The organism is Burkholderia sp. RF7-non_BP4 (assembly GCF_001521935.1).
GTDB lineage: Bacteria > Pseudomonadota > Gammaproteobacteria > Burkholderiales > Burkholderiaceae > Burkholderia > Burkholderia diffusa.
Window position 1 is genome coordinate 156,222 of sequence record NZ_LOTA01000010.1, and the last position, 15,714, is coordinate 171,935.

Below are 15,714 nucleotides of genomic sequence, written 5' to 3' on the forward strand. Positions count from 1 at the left end.
TGCGGCCGCCCGGTTCTACTTGAACGACGCCTTGCGAGCGGCGACGCCGGTTGCCGCCGGCAGCGCCGTCCGGCGGCGCGCGGCGTTCGCGCGCTTCAGCGGGAACTGCAGCAGCTTCGATGCCGGCTGCCCGGCGGCATCGCGCTCGGCACGATAGCGTCGCCTTACGAGATAGACGGGGCGCTGCTTGGACTCGTGATAGATCCGGCCGAGGTATTCGCCGATCACGCCGATGCCGATCAACTGGATGCCGCCGACGAACAGCACGACGGAAATCAGCGACGGGTAGCCATGAACCGGATTGCCGAACAGCAGCGTTCGCACCACGATGAAGGCGCCGTACACGAGCGACAGCATCGCGAACGTGAGGCCGACGTAGGTCCACACGCGCAGCGGCACGGTGCTGAAGCTCGTGATGCCCTCGAGCGCGAAGTTCCAGCGGCGCCATCCGGAGAACTTCGAGCGGCCGCCGCTGCGCGGCGCGCGCGTGTATTCGACGATCGCGGTGCGAAAGCCGACCCACGCGAACAGCCCCTTCATGAACCGCCGCCGCTCCGGCAGCGCGCGCAGCGCATCGACGACCTCGCGATCCATCAGGCGGAAATCGCCGACGTTTTCCGGCATTTCGACTTCGGACAGCGCATTGTGCACGCGATAGTAAAGTGCCGCCGCCGCGCGCTGCAGGTACGGATCGCACATCCGGTCGGTGCGTTTCGCGGCGACGACTTCGGCGCCGCCGCGCCAGTGTTCGATCATCGCGGGAATCAGCGCGGGCGGGTCCTGCAGGTCGGCGTCGATCAGGATCACCGCGGCGCCGGCGGCCTCGTCGAGGCCCGCGGTGAGCGCCGCTTCCTTGCCGAAGCGGCGCGTGAGATCCACGACGTGCACGCGCGGGTCGCGGGCGGCGACCGCGACCAGCCGGTCGAGCGTGCGGTCGCGGCTGCCGTCGTTGATGCAGACGATCTCGAAGCGCACCCCGGCGACCGACTCGAGAACGGGCAGCGTTTCTGCAAAGAACGCGTCGATCGTTTCCTCTTCGTCGTGAAACGGCACGACGAGCGATATCAGCGGCTTCCTGGCGTGCGTGGACATGCTGCGGTTCCCCCGAGAGATCCGGCCTGCGCTGCACCGTATGGTTCCGGTTGTCGTTCGCCGAACGGGCCCGGCCCGGTTCGGCGTGAAGTCGGTTCCGGCCTGTTCGTCCACCGCGTACCGGACGACAGGCATTGCGTTCATTGTAGGCAGGAATCGCCGATTCGTAACACGTATCGGTGGATTTGCATGCCTGGCCGGTTTGCCGGGGAAAACATCGGACGGCGGCGCCAGGATGGCGTTTTCAAGACCGCTGGAGGGCGCGATGCAGGTTCAGGATCTGGCCGGTGCGCCGCCCGATTTCTGGGTGGCGATGGCGGAAGACCTCGGCGCGCCGCGCGTCGACGCAGCACGGTGCACGGTCATTCGCGAACCGGGCGGCACGCCGGTGTCGAGACCGCGCTGAGCGCGTGCGAAACCGATTAGGCGGCCGACAGGTTGCGTATCGCGATCGACGCGACGTCGACGCGCTTCGGCAGGATCGCATCCGCGGCGGCACGGTCGGCGACCCGTTGCAGCACGTCGATGTCCGCGCCGGTGACGCCTCGCTGCGCGAGCGCCGCGCGGCGGACGATGTCGGCGGCCGCATCGCGCGGCAGGCGCGTGAGCGACGCATAGACGGCCGCGTAATCGACAGGGTGTGACAAGGCCCACTGGCCGGCGCGGGTCAGGCGCGCGAGCACGTCCGACAGCGCCGCGCGCTTGAATCGATCGTCGAGCGTGTCGACCGGCGACGTGAGGAACGCGAGCCCCGAATTGATCCCGCTGCCGTCGCGCACGATGCGCGCACCGCGCCGCACCACGTGTCCGTAATACGGATCGAAGGTCGCCCAGATGCCGATCTGCTTCGCCTCGAATGCGGCGAACGCATCGACCGGCAGCACGAAGCGCACCTCGACGTCGCCCGGTGCGAGGCCGTGTTCGCGCAGCGCGCCGTACAGCTGGTATTGCGAGATGCTGCCGCGCGCCGACGACACGACGACGGTGCGCCCCTTCAGATCGGCGACGGTGCGCACCGGCGAATCGGGCTGCACGACGATGCCGAGCGACGCCGGCGAGCCGACGCGCGTCGCGACGATCCGCAGCGCCGGATCGCCGAGCGCGGCCGTCAACACAGGCAGATCGCCGGCCGGCGCGAGATCGATCGCGCCCGCGCGCTGCGCTTCGAACAACGGTGCCGCGCCCTGGAAATTCGCCCAGCGAAACCGGTACGGCACGCCGTCGAGCACGCGCGCGGCTTCGGCCAGCGCGCGCAGGCCGCCGGCCTGGTCGCCGAGCACCAGCGTGACGTTCGACAGGTCGGGGCCGGCCGCGCGCACGGGCGATGCGGCGGCGCCGGCCAGCGGTGCGGCGGCCAGGGCGGCGACGCGCAGCAGGGCGCGGCGGCGGGCCGGGGCGGGGGGCGAAGTCATCGGCGGCAGGTCCTCGGTGATCCGCGCGCAAGCCGCGCGGCTGCCGGGCAGATTACGGAATCGGTTTCGCGCCGGCAAACATCGAATCGCGAAATGCTTATTCACGCGAGGCTGGGGAGTGGCGGTGTGGAGAAGCCGAGGCCGCGGCGGTCCTCGACGCATGCTCGACGGCGGCGGGGCGGAATGCCCGGGGTTCGCGCCAGTCCGTTGCTGGCGCGAACAGGCCCAGGCCCTAGCCAGCGGCCGGAACGGTGCGCAGGAAGGCGCGCACCGCGGGCGCCTTTTCGAAGCGCCGATGCGCGAGCGCGAGTTCGGACATGATCGGCTTGCCGGCGATCGGCCGGTACACGACGCCCGGCAACGACACGCAGCCGGCGAGCGCGTCCGGGATCACGGCGACCCAGCCGTTCACCGACACGCACGCGAGCACCGCGAGCAACCCGCCCGGCCGCGCGGCGATCACCGGCGCGAAGCGGCCGCGGCGTGCGACTTCGAGCGTGCCGCGTTCCTGTTCCGGCACCGCGAAGCGTGCGTCGGCGAGATCGGCGGCGCGCACGGCGGTCATCGCCGCGTAACGCGAATCGGCCGGCACCGCCGCGACGAACACGTCGCGTTGCAGCGTGACGATCCGCAGGCCGCCCGGCAGCGGCAACGGCGGGCGCACGTATGCGAGGTCGAGCCGGCCCGTGTCGAGCTGCTTCGCGACGTCGTCCATCGGCACCTCGCGCAGGTTCAGCTCGATACGCGGATGCGCGGCGCGGAACGCGCCGACCGTGCGCTGCAGCGTGCCCGAATAGACGGCCGACGACACATAGCCGATCTCGAGGCGACCGAGCTCGCCGCGCTCGGCGAGCGTCGCGAGTTCGCGCCCGCGCTGCAGATGCTCGAACGCGGCGCTCGCCTCGGCGAGAAACGCCTCGCCGGCCGCCGTCAGCGTGACCGCGCGGCGCGAGCGCTGGAACAGCCGCACGCCGAGCACCCGCTCGGCTTCCTGGATCTGCCGCGTGAGCGCGGGCGGCGCCATGTCGAGCGCATCGGCCGCGCGGGCGAAATGCAGGTGCTGCGCAACGGCCAGGAACGCGCGCACGTGACGGAATTCGAGCGGATTCATGATTGCGATTTTCGTCAATGAAACTGCATGGGTATGTCAATGACAGGCAATACGGGGCCAGCCTAGCATACGGCTCGTCGCTCTTGCTCCGGAGCCCGTCGATGTCCCAGTCTTCTCCCGCCCCGCGTGCCGGCGCGCCCGCCGCCGCGCATGCGCATGCCCGCCTGCCGGCCGCCGCGACGCTCGCGGTCGCCTCGGCGACGTGCTCGCTGATCGTGCTCGACACGAACGTCGTCGCCGTGTCGCTGCCGAGTGTCGCGCGCAGCTTTCATGCGAGTTTCGCCGACATCGAGTGGGTCGTGAGCGCCTACATGACCGCGTTCGCCGCATGCCTGCTGCCGGCCGGCGGGCTCGCGGATCGCTTCGGGCGCAAACGCATGCTCGGCGCGGGGCTCGCGCTCTTTGCGCTCGCGTCGCTCGGGTGCGGGATCGCGCCGTCGGCCGGCTGGCTGATCGCCGCGCGCGCGGTGAAGGGCGGCGGGGCCGCGCTCTTGCTGACGGCCGCGCTCGCGGTGATCGCGAACCGCTTTCCGGACGGGCGCGAACGCGCCCGCGCGTGGGCGATCTGGGGAATGTGCATGGGGATCGCGACGGCCGTCGCGCCGCTGGTCGGCGGCGCGATCACGCAGTGGATCGGCTGGCGCTGGGTGTTCCTGCTGAACCTGCCGGTGTGCGCGCTGCTCGCGCTCGGCGCGCGCGTCGCGATCGACGAGTCGCGCGACCCGCATGCGAAACGGGTCGACGCCGCGGGCAGCCTGCTGTTCGGCACGGCGCTCGCGTGCGCGATCGCGGCGCTGATCGGCGCGCCGTCGCACGGCTGGCTGTCGGCCGCGACGCTCGGCCGGTTCGCGCTCGCCGGCGCGCTGCTGGCCGCGTTCATCGGCGCGGAGCGCTGGCAGGCGCGGCCGATGATCGATCTCGCGCTGTTCCGCCAGCCGCGCTTCGTCGGCGCCGTGCTCGCGATGTTCGGCTACGCGGCGTGCGCGCAGGTGATGATGACGTTCCTGCCGCTGTACCTGCAGAACGCGTTCGGAATGTCGGCGATCGACGCGGGGCTCGGGATGTTGCCGTTCGCGTTCGCGATGATCGCGGGGCCGTCGCTCGGCGGCATGCTCGCGTCGCGCGTGTCGTCCGGCGGCGTGCTGGCGGGCGGGCTCGCACTGATCGGCGCGGGCAATCTCGCGACCGCGGCGCTGACCGCTTTCGGCGACTACCGGCTCGTCGCGCTCGGGATGTTCGTGACGGGCTGCGGTGCCGGCATCATGAACGGCGACACGCAGAAGGCCATCATGGCGTGCGTGCCGCCGAACCGGACCGGAATGGCGTCGGGCATCAGCACGACCACCCGCTTCTCGGCGATCGTGACGGCCGTCGGCGTGCTCGGCGCGGTGCTGGCCGCCAGCACGCACGCGCGACTCGACCGGATGGTGTCCGCCGTGGCGGACGTGCGCGCGTTCGTCGATGCGCCGTTCATGTCGAGCCTGCTGGCCGGCGATCTCGGGCAGGCGCTGGCGCACGTGCCGCCGTCGGCCGCGCGCACGCTCGCCGACGCGGCGCCCGCGGCCTTCGCGAGCGGATTCGCCGCCGCGCTGACGGTGAGCGGCGTGCTCGCGCTGGCTGTCGCCGCCATTGCATACACGTTGCTTGCGCAACCGATGCGCGATGCGTGACGTCTGTCGCGATGCGTGTGCCGCCCGTTGCATGCGACGACGCGGCGTCGTCGAGCCTGCGGTTCAGCGCGATTTCATCGCGAGGCGATGGATGCGCGCAGCGCGCGCGACGTGCGGTCGCTGCGATGCACCGCAGTGCGTCGCCTGCCGGCGGCGTGTGCGCCGCGTCGGCTCGGGCGGGGCATCGATGATCGGCGCGTTCGTTCGCGCGTCCGCATCCGCGTTCGCGTTCGCGGCGACCGCCGCAACGGCCGGCCGTGCGGCCTCCGCATCGAGCCAGCCGCGCGTCGCCTCGGCGATCAGCCCGCGCAGCCAGCGCACGCCGTCCACGCACGATCCCGATTCGTTCCACGTCATCCGGTACACGATGTCGGGCGGCTCGGCCGGCAGCGCGACCGTGCCGAGCGGCAGCAGCTTCGCGTAGTGGCGCGCGAGCCGGTACGTGGTGGTCAGGATCAGGTCGGAGCGCACCAGCGCATGCGCGGCGAGTTCGAAGTGAGGCAGCGTGACGACGATCCGCCGTTGCAGGCCGACGCGTTCGAGCTGCCGGTCGATCGCGCCGGACGCTTCGAGCCACGACGGCGTCGGGCACAGTTGCGGCGCCTGCGCGAAGTCGGCGGCCGTCATCGCGCCGCGCCGCGCGAGCGGATGCGTCGCGCGCATCAGGCATACGACGCGATCGTCGAACAGGTCGTCCTGCCGGAACCGCGACGAGCGGGCAGGGCGGTTGTCGATCACGACGTCGAGCTCGCCGTCGGCGAGTGCCCGTTCGTCGTCGAAGCCGTCGCCGAGCGGATGAAACACGAGCTGCGCGTTCGGTGCGCGTTCGCGGAACAGCGCGACGAGCTTCGGCACGAACAGCACGTTCAGGTAGTCGGGGCAGCCGATCCGGTAAGTGCGCACCGACGTGCGCGCGTCGAAGGTCGGCTGCTGGATGCGGATGAAGTCGATCACGCGCAGCGCGTTGCGCAGCGGCTCGATCAGCCGCGCGCCGAATTCGGTCGGCACCATCCCGTAGCGGCTGCGCACCAGCAGCGGATCGCCGAGCAGCGTGCGCAGGCGCTTGAGCGCGGCGCTCGTCGCCGGCTGCGACATGTTCAGCCGCACGGCCGCGCGCGACACGGTGCGCTCGGTCAGCAGCACGAGCAGGATGCGCATCAGCCGCGCGTCCAGCACGTCGAGCGCGCCCGTTGCGTCGGACGCGTCGAGGGCAACGCCGTTCGGCTCCGGTGCGTCCCGCATGTCGCTACGCGTTCGCGCGGCCCGTCATTTGGCGAAGGTGCCCGGCCAGCCGACGATCCGCTTCGGACGCGGCGGCGCATACGTGCGGACCTTCGACGTCTTCAGCTTCAGGCGCACCAGCGATTCGGCAAGCGCGACCGCGGCCGACACGCCGTCGACGACCGGCACGCCCGTGCATTCCTCGATCTGCCGGTCGAGGCCGGCCATCCCGCCGCAGCCGAGGCAGATCACTTCCGCGTGATCGTCCTTCACCGCGCGCGCGGCCTGGTCGACGATCGACTCGATCGCGCGGGCCGGGTTCTCCTCGAGTTCGAGCACCGCGAGGCCGCTTGCGCGCACCGATGCGCAGCGCGCATCGAGCCCGGCGAGCTTCAGGCGATCCTCGATCAGCGGCACCGTACGGTCGAGCGTCGTGACGACCGAATAGCGATGGCCGAGCAGCATCGCGACGCTCGCGGCCGCTTCGGTGATGTCGACGACGGGCACCGTCAGCAGTTCCTGCAGCCCTTCGCGGCCGTGTTCGCCGTAGCCGGCCTGGATCACCGCGTCGTACGGCTCGTCGTAGCTCAACACACGGTCCATCACGGCGATCGCCGCGAGGTAGCTCTCGAAGTTGCCCTCGACCGACTCCGCGCCGAAGCGCGGCGTCAGCCCGACGATCTCCGTGCCGGGCGACGCGGCGGCGCGCGCCTGCGCGGCGATGGCGTCGGTAATCGATTCGGTCGTGTTGACGTTGACTACCAGGATTCTCATCGGTGCACTCCGTATGCTGCGTTCAGTGTCGGGCGCAGGCGACCGCGATGTGTTCGCCCGAGCGCTCCTCGTATTGCCGTTTGCGATCGGCCGTCAGCCAGTACACGCCGCCCGCGACGGCCGCGCCAAGCAGCCAGGAGAACGGCGTCATCGCGCCGAAGGCCGGCACGACGGCGAGCGCGATCGAGATCAGCGCGGACGGCACCAGGGCCGCCAGCGCCTTGCGGTTCACGCCGCGCGTATGGAAATAGGCGCCGGTCGGCGCTTCGGTATAGAGATCCGGCACGTTCACGCGCTGCTTGCGCACGAGCCAGTAGTCGACCGTGATGATCCCGTACAGCGGGCCGAGCAGCGCGCCGAGGCCGGACAGGAAGTAGACGATCACGATCGGGCTGTTGTACAGGTTCCACGGCAGGATCAGCACCGCGACCGTCGCGCTGATCAGGCCCGCGCGGCGGAACGTCAGGCGGTGCGGCGCGAGGCTCGTCAGCACGAAGGCCGGTGCGACGAAGTTCGCCATGATGTTCACCGCGACCGTCACGATCAGGAACGCGAGGCAGCCGAGCACGAGGAACAGCTTGTTCGGCACCGTCGCGATGATTTCCGTCGGGCTGTGGATGATCTGGCCGTTCAGCTTGAACTGCGCGCCCGCGAGCACGAAGCTGATCGCCGCGAACACCACGATGTTCACCGGCAGGCCCCAGAAGTTGCCGACCCGCACCGTCTTCGCACTCGGCGACGAGCGCGCGAAATCGCAGAAGTTGAGCACCAGCGTGCCGTAGATCGCGAGCCACAGCGAGCCGCCCGCGAACACCTCGGTCCACATCTTCAGGCCGGTCATCGGCTTGCCGATCGACATCGCGAGATGGCCGCCGGTGCGGCTGAACATCCACGCGGCGAGCGACAGCGTCGTGACGAGAATGACCGGGCCGGCGAGCCCCTCGTACTTGCGGACCATCTCCATGCCGTAAGTCAGGATGCCGATCTGAACCAGCCAGATCGCGACGAACGTGATCCAGCCGAGCGTCGACAGCCCGAGGATCGCATCGTGGTCGAAGGCGGCGAGGCCCGGCCAGATCGCGGTGAGCAGCACGCGCAGCACGACCGATGCGAGATAGGTCTGGATTCCGAACCATGCGATCGCGATCACCGCGCGGATCATCGCGGGCAAGAGCGCGCCGTAGATGCCGAAGCTCATCCGGCTGATCACCGGGAACGGCACGCCGGTCTTCTGGCCCATGTAGCCGGTGAGGTTCATGAAGCAATACACGAGCACGGCGCCGATCGCGAGCGACGCGAGCATCTGCCAGCCCGACAGGCCGAGCGCGAACAGGCCGATCGCGAACGAGTAGTTCGCGATGTTGTGCACGTCGTTGGTCCAGAGCGCAAAGATGCTGTAGCGGCCCCAGGTGCGGCCCTCGGCCTTGGTCGGCGCGAGGTCGGCGTTGTGCAGCCGCGGGCTCAACGCGGGATCGCGCGCGGCCGTATCGGTTCGATGCAGTGCGTCGTGCGCGCCGGGCACGATGCCCGCGCGGTGGATGGCTTCCAGTTGCACGCCTTGTCTCCTTCCATGTGCGGGGCGCGAACCGGCAGCGTGTGCACGCAGCGCGGGCCGGCCGCCGTGGACGTTATGTCTCGGATTTGTTCGCGAGTATGGGCGGCGGGCGCGGCGATGGGAAATTAAATATTCGGCTGGGCGTCATTTGAAAAATGAATGGGGATGGATCGACCGCGCGGCACGCGAATTGCGTATTGAAGGGCTCCATCCACATCGACATCAGCGGAGGTGTCATGCAGCGATATTCCATTCGTCACGTATCGCGGGCCGTCTTCGCCGGCATCCTGATCGCCGGTCTGGCGGCGGGTGCGGGTTGTCAGAAAAAGAGCGACACCGGCACCGGCGCGAGTTCGGACACGAGCGCCACCGGCGGCATGGCGCCGGCGCCGTCCACCGCACCGTCGGGCATGCCGGGCAGCGGCACGGCCGGCGGCGCGGCGAGCATGCCGGGCGCGGCATCCGCGCCGACGGGCGCAAGCGGCGGTTGATCGGCGGGAGCGGGCGGCGTGCGCGGGCGGATCGCCCGTGCGCCGCCGTCACGCCATTCCGCTCGGCACGTGCGTCGCAGGACGTGCGCGGGCGGCGCGCTGCGCGTGAAAGATTTGCAAGGACCGTTGTAGCGATTCCCGGGGCGGCGCCGGCGGCGTCATGCCGGCGCGCGCCGTCGGGAACAGGAGGTGCGATGCAGAACGCGGAATCGAACCCAACCCCGGAACAGCAGCGGGAACAGATCCGGAAGAGCCCGGTGAAGACGCCGGCGGCCGGCGACATGCCGGATGCGGCGACCCAGGCTGCCGAAGTCGCGAAGCATCCGCTGACGCCGGAGGCGGTCGCGGCGAAAACGCCGACCGGCCTGCCGCCGATCGACGTCGACGCGCATGCGGTCGACAGCGGCGACCCCGTGCGTCGCGCGGCCGGCCGGATCGTCACGCTCGACAACGCCAACATGGCGATGACGGACAACACGGTCGACGTCGACGGCAAGGGCCTGGAGGCCCGTGCAGGCGCGACCGAATGGCACGACAACGTGATTTATTCGAACGCGTCGCTCGACGACGCGGTCGACACGCCCGACGAAGGGCTCGGCGGGATCGAGAGCCGCCCGGGCGGCAACATGCCGCAAATCGCGACGCGGCCGGGCTGGCGCGTCTGCTATGTCGGCGACGTCGATGTCGAGCACGGCGACGGCACGCGGGCCGAGCACGTGATCCGCCTCGAGCGGACCGACTGACGCATCGATGGACGCGGGGCGGACCGCCGGCCGGCGGTCCGCCGATGGCCGTTACTGCGGGCCGAGTTCCTGCGCGGACGTGTCCGCATCGTTGCCTTGCGCGACGAGCACGTGGACGTCGTTCGGCGTCACGTCGCCGATGCCGCCCGACGGAATCGTCACCAGCAGCCAGTCGGCGTTGTTGTTGATGCTCACGGGTGCGGTCTTCAGGATCGGCGACTTGCTGCCCGCCGTCGTGACGATCACCTGGTAGCTGCCGCCGTTCAGGTAGACCGAATCCTGCCCGGATGCCGGCACGGCGTTCTGATACGCGGCGCCCGCCAGCGTCGGGCTTTGCGCGTTGATGTCGGTGCCTGGAGGCACGACGTACACGTCGACGTTCTGCGCGTTCGGCGACGCGTTGAAGCTGCGCACGCGCGCCTTGTCGGACAGCAGCTTCTTGTCGAACGGGTCGTCGATCACCGAAATCGCCGACGACGTGCTCGGCAACGCGATCGTGGTGTAGTGATGGCCGTTCGCCGCGCCGAACGACTGCGACGCGACGGTCGTGGTCGTTCCCGATACGTCGTAGCTGACGGTCTGCGTGCCCGAGTCGATGTCGTGATAGCGGGTGACGCCCTTGTACGCGACACCCGATGCGTCGACCTTCGCATTCAGGTAGTAATCGAGATTCGGGCCGGCCGGCACCGCGTTGATGAAGCGCGCCTGCGGTTTCGAGATGCCGAGTTCGGTGCCGACGTCGTTGCCGTCTCCGCCGCATGCCGCGAGCATGGAAACGACCGAGCACAGGGCTGCTATTGTTCGAATGGATTTCATTGTCGTCCTCTCATTCAGGGAACCTGATTGCGATGCGGTGTCGCCGCGCGAGACATCGCGCGGTACGCAGCGCCGGATTGAAGGAAGGAATTGCCGTCCGCCGGGGCGGCGGGCGCATGGATGTCGCAAGCGATGTGCCCGCGCGACGGAATGGGCGAGGGCGCCCGTGTGGCGGAGGTGCGGCGGCAACGCCGGGCGCGCCGCGGCCCCGTAAATCTTGCCGCGGACACCCATCGTTTAACCATTCGAAACAATGTGTTCACCGAAAAGGGCATGATCTCCGGCAATCGGGCAGGCATACTGTCGCCTATGTTGCTCAATGCCGTCGAATCGACGTGCGCTTGCCCCCCATGTCCATCCCAGTACCTTTTCGATCCCTGCGAGGGTTGACCATCGCGGCCGCTGCATGCTTGCTCGCCGCGTGTTCGACCGCCTCCGACGTGACCACGACGTCGAACCCGAACGTCTTCACCGTGACGACGCGCACGCTCGGCGTGTCGACGACGTGGGCCGACGCCCATGAAAAAGCCGTCAACGAAGCGACCAACTACTGCACGCAGCGCGGCATGCGCGCGAGCCTGAAGCAGGAGTCGGTGACCGGCGGCCGCCGCGTCGACGCGCGCTCGGAACTCGCGTTCGAGTGCCATCCGACCTTCGAGACGGCGTCGAACCCGCGCGGATAAGCGCCGCGTCGCCCGCGCGGCCGTGGCCGTGGCTGCCACGCCCGTGCTGCTCCGGAAGTGAATCGACCCGCGATGCCGTTGACGGGCATCGCGGGTCGACGCACGTCCGTCGGCCGCGTTACGCGGGCTGCGCCTCGTACAGCTTCACGCACGCGGAGAAGTCGAGCGTGCCGAGCCCCTGCTGGCTCATCGACTGATAAAGCTGCTGCGCGAGCGCGCCCATCCACACCGGCTGCCGTGCGCTGCGCGCGGCCTCGGTCGCGAGCCCGAGATCCTTCAGCATCAGGTTCGCGGCGAAACCGCCCGAGTAGCCGCGCGCGGCGGGCGCCGCGTCGTTCACGCCCGGGTACGGGTTATACGCGTCCGAGCTCCAGCAGCGGCCGGTCGACGTGTTGATGATGCCGGCCAGCACGGCCGGATCGATGCCGAGCGCGGCGCCGAGCGCCATTGCTTCCGACACGCCCATCATCGAGATCCCGAGCAGCAGGTTGTTGCAGATCTTCGCGATCTGCCCGGTGCCCGTGCCGCCGCAATGCACGACGTTCTTCCCCATGTCGAGCAGCACCGGGCGGATGCGCTCGAACAGCGCGCCTTCCGCGCCGACCATGAAGGTCAGCGTGCCGGCCTGCGCGCCGCCGGTGCCGCCCGACACCGGCGCATCGGCGAGCGGGAAGTTGCGCTGCGCGGCGGCGTTGGCCAGCGCGCGCACGGTGTCCGGATCGATCGTGCTGCAGTCGACGAACGTCGCGCCGGCGCGCGCGCCGGCCAGCACGCCGTCGTCGCCGAGATAAACCGCGCGCACGTGCTGCGCGGCCGGCAGCATCGTGATTACCAGCGACGCGCGGGCGGCCGCGTCACGCGGCGACGCGGCCGCCGTCGCGCCCGCATGCACGGCGGCGTCGACCGCGTTCGCATCGAGGTCGAATACCGTCAGCGTGTGGCCGGCCTTGAGCAGGTTGGCGGCCATGGGGCCGCCCATGTTGCCGAGTCCGATGAATGCAATTTCCATGTACAGGCTCCTGTGTCGACCGGACTTAGCGCTTCAGCGCTTAGTCCGGTCCCATGCTTCGCGCTCAGCGCAACGCGATCGTCGTGTTCACGCCGCCGGCCGTCGCATCGTCGTCGAACCAGCGCGCGGTGACCGTCTTCGTCTGCGTGTAGAACTGCACGACCTGCTTGCCGTACGGGCCGAGATCGCCGAGCTTCGAGCCGCGCGAGCCCGTGAAGCTGAAGTAGGGGACCGGCACCGGGATCGGGATGTTGATGCCGACCTGGCCGACGTCGATTTCGCTCTGGAACTTGCGTGCGGCCGCGCCGCTCTGCGTGAAGAGGCCGACGCCGTTGCCCATCGGGTTCGCGTTGACGAGCGCGATCGCGTCGTCGAGCGTGTCGGCTTCGAGCACGACCACCACCGGCCCGAAGATTTCTTCCGTGTAGATCGACATGTCGGTCGTCACGCCCGAGAAGATCGTCGGGCCGACGAAGTTGCCGTGCTCGTAGCCGGGCACCTTCACGTCGCGGCCGTCGAGCAGCAGCGTCGCGCCTTCCTTCACGCCCGCGTCGATCAGCGACAGGATGCGCGCCTTCGCCGCCTTCGACACGACCGGGCCGACGTCCGTGCCGGCTTCCGCGCCGGCGTTGACCTTCAGCGCTTTCGCCTTCTCGACCAGATCGGGCAGCCAGTCGCGCGCCTTGCCGACCAGCACGACGACCGACGTCGCCATGCAGCGCTGGCCGGCCGCGCCGAAGCCCGCGCCGACCAGCGCGTTGATCGACTGCTCGCGATGCGCATCCGGCAGCACGACCGCGTGATTCTTCGCGCCCATCATCGACTGCACGCGCTTGCCGTGCTGGCTGCCGAGGTTGTACACGTGCGTGCCGACGCGCGTCGAGCCGACGAACGAGATCGCCTTGATGTCCGGGTGCGTGCAGAGGCGATCGACCACCGTCTTGCCGCCGTGCACGACGTTCAGCACGCCCTTCGGCACGCCGGCCTCGATCGCGAGCTCGACGAGCTGCATCGTCGACAGCGGGTCCTGCTCGGACGGTTTCAGCACGAACGTGTTGCCGCACACGATCGCCATCGGGAACATCCACAGCGGGATCATGCCGGGGAAGTTGAACGGCGTGATGCCCGCGCACACGCCGATCGGCTGGCGCAGCGTGTAGGTGTCGACGCCGCCCGCGACGTTCTCCGCGAACTCGCCCTGCTGCAGCGTGCCGATCGAGCATGCGTGCTCGACCACTTCGAGGCCGCGGAAGATGTCGCCCTGCGCATCGGGCAGCGTCTTGCCTTGCTCGGCCGTCAGCGTGTGCGCGATCCGTTCGAGATTGCGGCGCACCAGGTCCTGGAACTTCAGCATGATGCGCAGCCGCGCGCCGATCGGCGTCGTCTTCCAGGTCTGGAACGCGCGCTGCGCGGACGCGATCGCGGCATCGACCTCGTCGAGCGTCGCGTACGGCACGCGGCCGATCGCTTCCTGCGTCGCGGGGTTGACGATGTCGCCCCATTCGGCGCTTTGCGAATCGACGAACGCGCCGTCGATCAGCAGCTTGGCGGTGGGCAGGGCGAGGGTGGTCTGGGGAACTGCGGCGTTCATGGAACTCTCCGGAAACGGTGGTGCGAAGAAAATGGGTGCCCTGCGTCCGTCGCGCGTTCGGCCACGGCGGACGGCAGGTCGAATGGAAACCGGGTAAGGACGGGACGGCGTGCGTCGATGCGTTACGTCCGTGCCGGACGCATCAGTGCGGTGCACGCGAGCGCGAACACGCCGAAGCCGACGAGGTACGCGATCACGTAGTGCGGTTGGCCGCCATCGGCCTTGAGCAGCGACGTCGCGATCATCGGCGCGAAGCCGCCGCCGATCACGCCGGCGAGCTGCACCGACAGCGAGATGCCGCTGTAGCGGATCTCCGCCGGGAACTGCTGCGCGAACAGCAGCGACTCCGGTGCATAAAGAATCGGGAACACGACGCCGAGGCCGAGCACGATCGCCCACCATGCGGTCGACGTCTGCTGCGTGCCGAGCATCATGAAGAACGGCGCGGCGAACGCGCACATCAGCACGAGGCCGATCGCGAACATCCGGCGCTGGCCGATGCGGTCGCTCAGATGCCCGCACAGCGGCATCGTGACGAGCGACAGCGCCGCGCCGGCCGTGATCGCGTGCAGCATGTCGGCCTTCGGCAGATGCAGCTGCTGCGTTGCGTAGGCGAGCGCGAACGTGACGACCATGTAGAACCACGTGTTCTCGGCGGCGCGCGCGCCGACGATCGTCAGCACCTCGCGCGGGTGGCGACGCAGCGCGGCCGTCACCGGCGACTTCTCGGCCTTGCCCTGGCGCTGCATCTTTTCGAAGTCCGGCGACTCGGGCACCTTCGCGCGGATGAACCAGCCGAGGCCGACGAGCGCGATGCTCGCGAGGAACGGCACGCGCCAGCCCCACGACAGCATGTCCGCTTCGGGCAGCGCGGCCACCGCCGCCATGGCGACCGACGACAGGATCAGCCCGAGCCCGACGCCCGTCTGCGGCAGGCTGCCGAACAGCCCCTTGCGGCCCTTCGGCGCGTGCTCGACCGCCATCAGCACCGCGCCGCCCCATTCGCCGCCGACCGCCATCCCCTGCAGGAAGCGCATCGCGATCAGCAGGGCGGCGGCCCAGTAGCCGATGCGGTCGTACGACGGGATCAGCCCGATGATCATGCTCGGCACGCCCATCAGCAGCAGCGTGATCATCAGCATCGACTTGCGGCCGATGCGGTCGCCGAAGTGGCCGAACACGATGCCGCCCATCGGCCGCCCGATGAAGCCGACCGCGAACGTGCCGAACGCGGCGAGCGTGCCGACGACGGGGTCCAGCGACGGGAAGAAGATGCGGTTGAACACGAGCGCGGCGGCGGTGCCGTAGAGGAAAAAGTCGTACCACTCGATCGTGGTGCCGGCCATGCTGGCCCAGCCGGCCAGCAGGTAGTGCCTCGCGGTGCGGGCGGGGGCCGGCGTCGCGACGGCGGCATGCTCATCGAGGGTGGATCGCGTCTGCATGGTGTCTCCGTATTTATTGCCCGCGGCTCATGGTCCGCAGGTCACGGTCGAGTATAGTTATGCGCGGATCCACGATGTACCGACAAGAAAACCGGTTGGATGTG

Annotated in this window: 15 protein-coding genes; 5 read left to right on the forward strand and 10 right to left on the reverse strand. The window is 69.6% G+C overall.

All coding sequences use genetic code 11. From position 1 onward, the window contains the following. Positions 1–15: 15 nt before the first annotated feature. Positions 16–1,092 carry a glycosyltransferase family 2 protein gene (locus WS49_RS04545; RefSeq protein ID WP_059524863.1) on the reverse strand — a complete coding sequence of 359 codons (1,077 nt, stop codon included), beginning with the start codon at positions 1,090–1,092 and terminating at the stop codon, positions 16–18. A gap of 265 nt (positions 1,093–1,357) precedes the next feature. Between WS49_RS04545 and WS49_RS34815 the strand changes: the two genes are divergently transcribed. Continuing rightward, entirely contained in the window at positions 1,358–1,498 is a 141-nt protein-coding gene (locus WS49_RS34815) for a hypothetical protein (protein ID WP_156441343.1), read from the forward strand. Between the two features lie 16 nt (positions 1,499–1,514). Here the strand turns inward: WS49_RS34815 and WS49_RS04550 are convergent, their stop codons facing one another. Further along, entirely contained in the window at positions 1,515–2,504 is a 990-nt protein-coding gene (locus WS49_RS04550) for an ABC transporter substrate-binding protein (RefSeq protein WP_059525659.1), read from the reverse strand. 232 nt (positions 2,505–2,736) lie between these two features. Further along, on the reverse strand, positions 2,737–3,615 hold the full coding sequence (locus WS49_RS04555) for a LysR family transcriptional regulator (RefSeq protein ID WP_059524865.1): 879 nt from the start codon (positions 3,613–3,615) through the stop codon (positions 2,737–2,739). A gap of 101 nt (positions 3,616–3,716) precedes the next feature. Here WS49_RS04555 and WS49_RS04560 point away from each other — a divergent pair, with 101 nt between their 5' ends. Then, positions 3,717–5,285, forward strand: a complete 1,569-nt coding sequence (locus WS49_RS04560) for an MFS transporter (protein WP_059524866.1) — start codon at positions 3,717–3,719, stop codon at positions 5,283–5,285. A gap of 63 nt (positions 5,286–5,348) precedes the next feature. Here the strand turns inward: WS49_RS04560 and WS49_RS04565 are convergent, their stop codons facing one another. The 3 genes from WS49_RS04565 to WS49_RS04575 are packed head-to-tail and all read right to left on the reverse strand — an operon-like array spanning position 5,349 to position 8,835. Then, on the reverse strand, positions 5,349–6,527 hold the full coding sequence (locus WS49_RS04565) for a LysR family transcriptional regulator (protein ID WP_059524872.1): 1,179 nt from the start codon (positions 6,525–6,527) through the stop codon (positions 5,349–5,351). A gap of 24 nt (positions 6,528–6,551) precedes the next feature. Next, positions 6,552–7,280, reverse strand: coding sequence for an aspartate/glutamate racemase family protein (locus WS49_RS04570; RefSeq protein WP_059524874.1), 729 nt, complete (start codon positions 7,278–7,280; stop codon positions 6,552–6,554). 22 nt (positions 7,281–7,302) lie between these two features. After that, positions 7,303–8,835 carry an NCS1 family nucleobase:cation symporter-1 gene (locus WS49_RS04575; RefSeq protein WP_082721904.1) on the reverse strand — a complete coding sequence of 511 codons (1,533 nt, stop codon included), beginning with the start codon at positions 8,833–8,835 and terminating at the stop codon, positions 7,303–7,305. A gap of 236 nt (positions 8,836–9,071) precedes the next feature. Between WS49_RS04575 and WS49_RS04580 the strand changes: the two genes are divergently transcribed. Both WS49_RS04580 and WS49_RS04585 read left to right on the forward strand, forming a co-directional pair. Continuing rightward, positions 9,072–9,326 (forward strand): hypothetical protein, encoded by a 255-nt coding sequence (locus tag WS49_RS04580; protein WP_059524876.1) that lies wholly within the window; start codon positions 9,072–9,074, stop codon positions 9,324–9,326. A gap of 194 nt (positions 9,327–9,520) precedes the next feature. Beyond that, positions 9,521–10,069: a DUF3005 domain-containing protein gene (locus WS49_RS04585; protein WP_059524877.1), complete on the forward strand. Its 549-nt coding sequence runs from the start codon at positions 9,521–9,523 to the stop codon at positions 10,067–10,069. Positions 10,070–10,120: 51 nt separating this feature from the next. Here WS49_RS04585 and WS49_RS04590 read toward each other — a convergent pair whose 3' ends face one another. Further along, the gene (locus WS49_RS04590; RefSeq protein WP_059524878.1) at positions 10,121–10,885 is read right to left on the reverse strand and encodes a DUF4397 domain-containing protein; all 765 of its coding nucleotides are present in this window, start codon (positions 10,883–10,885) and stop codon (positions 10,121–10,123) included. 350 nt (positions 10,886–11,235) lie between these two features. Here WS49_RS04590 and WS49_RS04595 point away from each other — a divergent pair, with 350 nt between their 5' ends. Continuing rightward, complete coding sequence (locus tag WS49_RS04595; protein ID WP_059524879.1) at positions 11,236–11,568, forward strand: hypothetical protein; 333 nt, start codon at positions 11,236–11,238, stop codon at positions 11,566–11,568. A 118-nt stretch (positions 11,569–11,686) separates the two neighbouring features. Here WS49_RS04595 and mmsB read toward each other — a convergent pair whose 3' ends face one another. From mmsB to WS49_RS04610, 3 genes are all read right to left on the reverse strand, one after another. Further along, entirely contained in the window at positions 11,687–12,577 is an 891-nt protein-coding gene (gene mmsB, locus WS49_RS04600) for a 3-hydroxyisobutyrate dehydrogenase (RefSeq protein ID WP_059524881.1), read from the reverse strand. Between the two features lie 64 nt (positions 12,578–12,641). After that, positions 12,642–14,168: a CoA-acylating methylmalonate-semialdehyde dehydrogenase gene (locus WS49_RS04605; RefSeq protein ID WP_059524883.1), complete on the reverse strand. Its 1,527-nt coding sequence runs from the start codon at positions 14,166–14,168 to the stop codon at positions 12,642–12,644. 122 nt (positions 14,169–14,290) lie between these two features. Then, a complete protein-coding gene (locus WS49_RS04610; protein ID WP_059524885.1) occupies positions 14,291–15,610 on the reverse strand; it encodes an MFS transporter in 1,320 nt (439 codons plus the stop codon). Between the last annotated feature and the right edge of the window lie 104 nt (positions 15,611–15,714).

Bases quoted from the DNA above. Each gene is read 5' to 3' on its own strand.
- WS49_RS04605 (WP_059524883.1), bottom strand. From the start codon at position 14,168: ATGAACGCCGCAGTTCCCCAGACCACCCTCGCCCTGCCCACCGCCAAG.
- WS49_RS04610 (WP_059524885.1), bottom strand. From the start codon at position 15,610: ATGCAGACGCGATCCACCCTCGATGAGCATGCCGCCGTCGCGACGCCG.
- WS49_RS04580 (WP_059524876.1), top strand. From the start codon at position 9,072: ATGCAGCGATATTCCATTCGTCACGTATCGCGGGCCGTCTTCGCCGGC.
- WS49_RS04560 (WP_059524866.1), top strand. From the start codon at position 3,717: ATGTCCCAGTCTTCTCCCGCCCCGCGTGCCGGCGCGCCCGCCGCCGCG.
- WS49_RS04565 (WP_059524872.1), bottom strand. From the start codon at position 6,527: ATGCGGGACGCACCGGAGCCGAACGGCGTTGCCCTCGACGCGTCCGAC.
- WS49_RS04590 (WP_059524878.1), bottom strand. From the start codon at position 10,885: ATGAAATCCATTCGAACAATAGCAGCCCTGTGCTCGGTCGTTTCCATG.
- WS49_RS04585 (WP_059524877.1), top strand. From the start codon at position 9,521: ATGCAGAACGCGGAATCGAACCCAACCCCGGAACAGCAGCGGGAACAG.
- WS49_RS34815 (WP_156441343.1), top strand. From the start codon at position 1,358: ATGCAGGTTCAGGATCTGGCCGGTGCGCCGCCCGATTTCTGGGTGGCG.
- WS49_RS04555 (WP_059524865.1), bottom strand. From the start codon at position 3,615: ATGAATCCGCTCGAATTCCGTCACGTGCGCGCGTTCCTGGCCGTTGCG.
- WS49_RS04550 (WP_059525659.1), bottom strand. From the start codon at position 2,504: ATGACTTCGCCCCCCGCCCCGGCCCGCCGCCGCGCCCTGCTGCGCGTC.
- WS49_RS04595 (WP_059524879.1), top strand. From the start codon at position 11,236: ATGTCCATCCCAGTACCTTTTCGATCCCTGCGAGGGTTGACCATCGCG.
- mmsB (WP_059524881.1), bottom strand. From the start codon at position 12,577: ATGGAAATTGCATTCATCGGACTCGGCAACATGGGCGGCCCCATGGCC.
- WS49_RS04545 (WP_059524863.1), bottom strand. From the start codon at position 1,092: ATGTCCACGCACGCCAGGAAGCCGCTGATATCGCTCGTCGTGCCGTTT.
- WS49_RS04570 (WP_059524874.1), bottom strand. From the start codon at position 7,280: ATGAGAATCCTGGTAGTCAACGTCAACACGACCGAATCGATTACCGAC.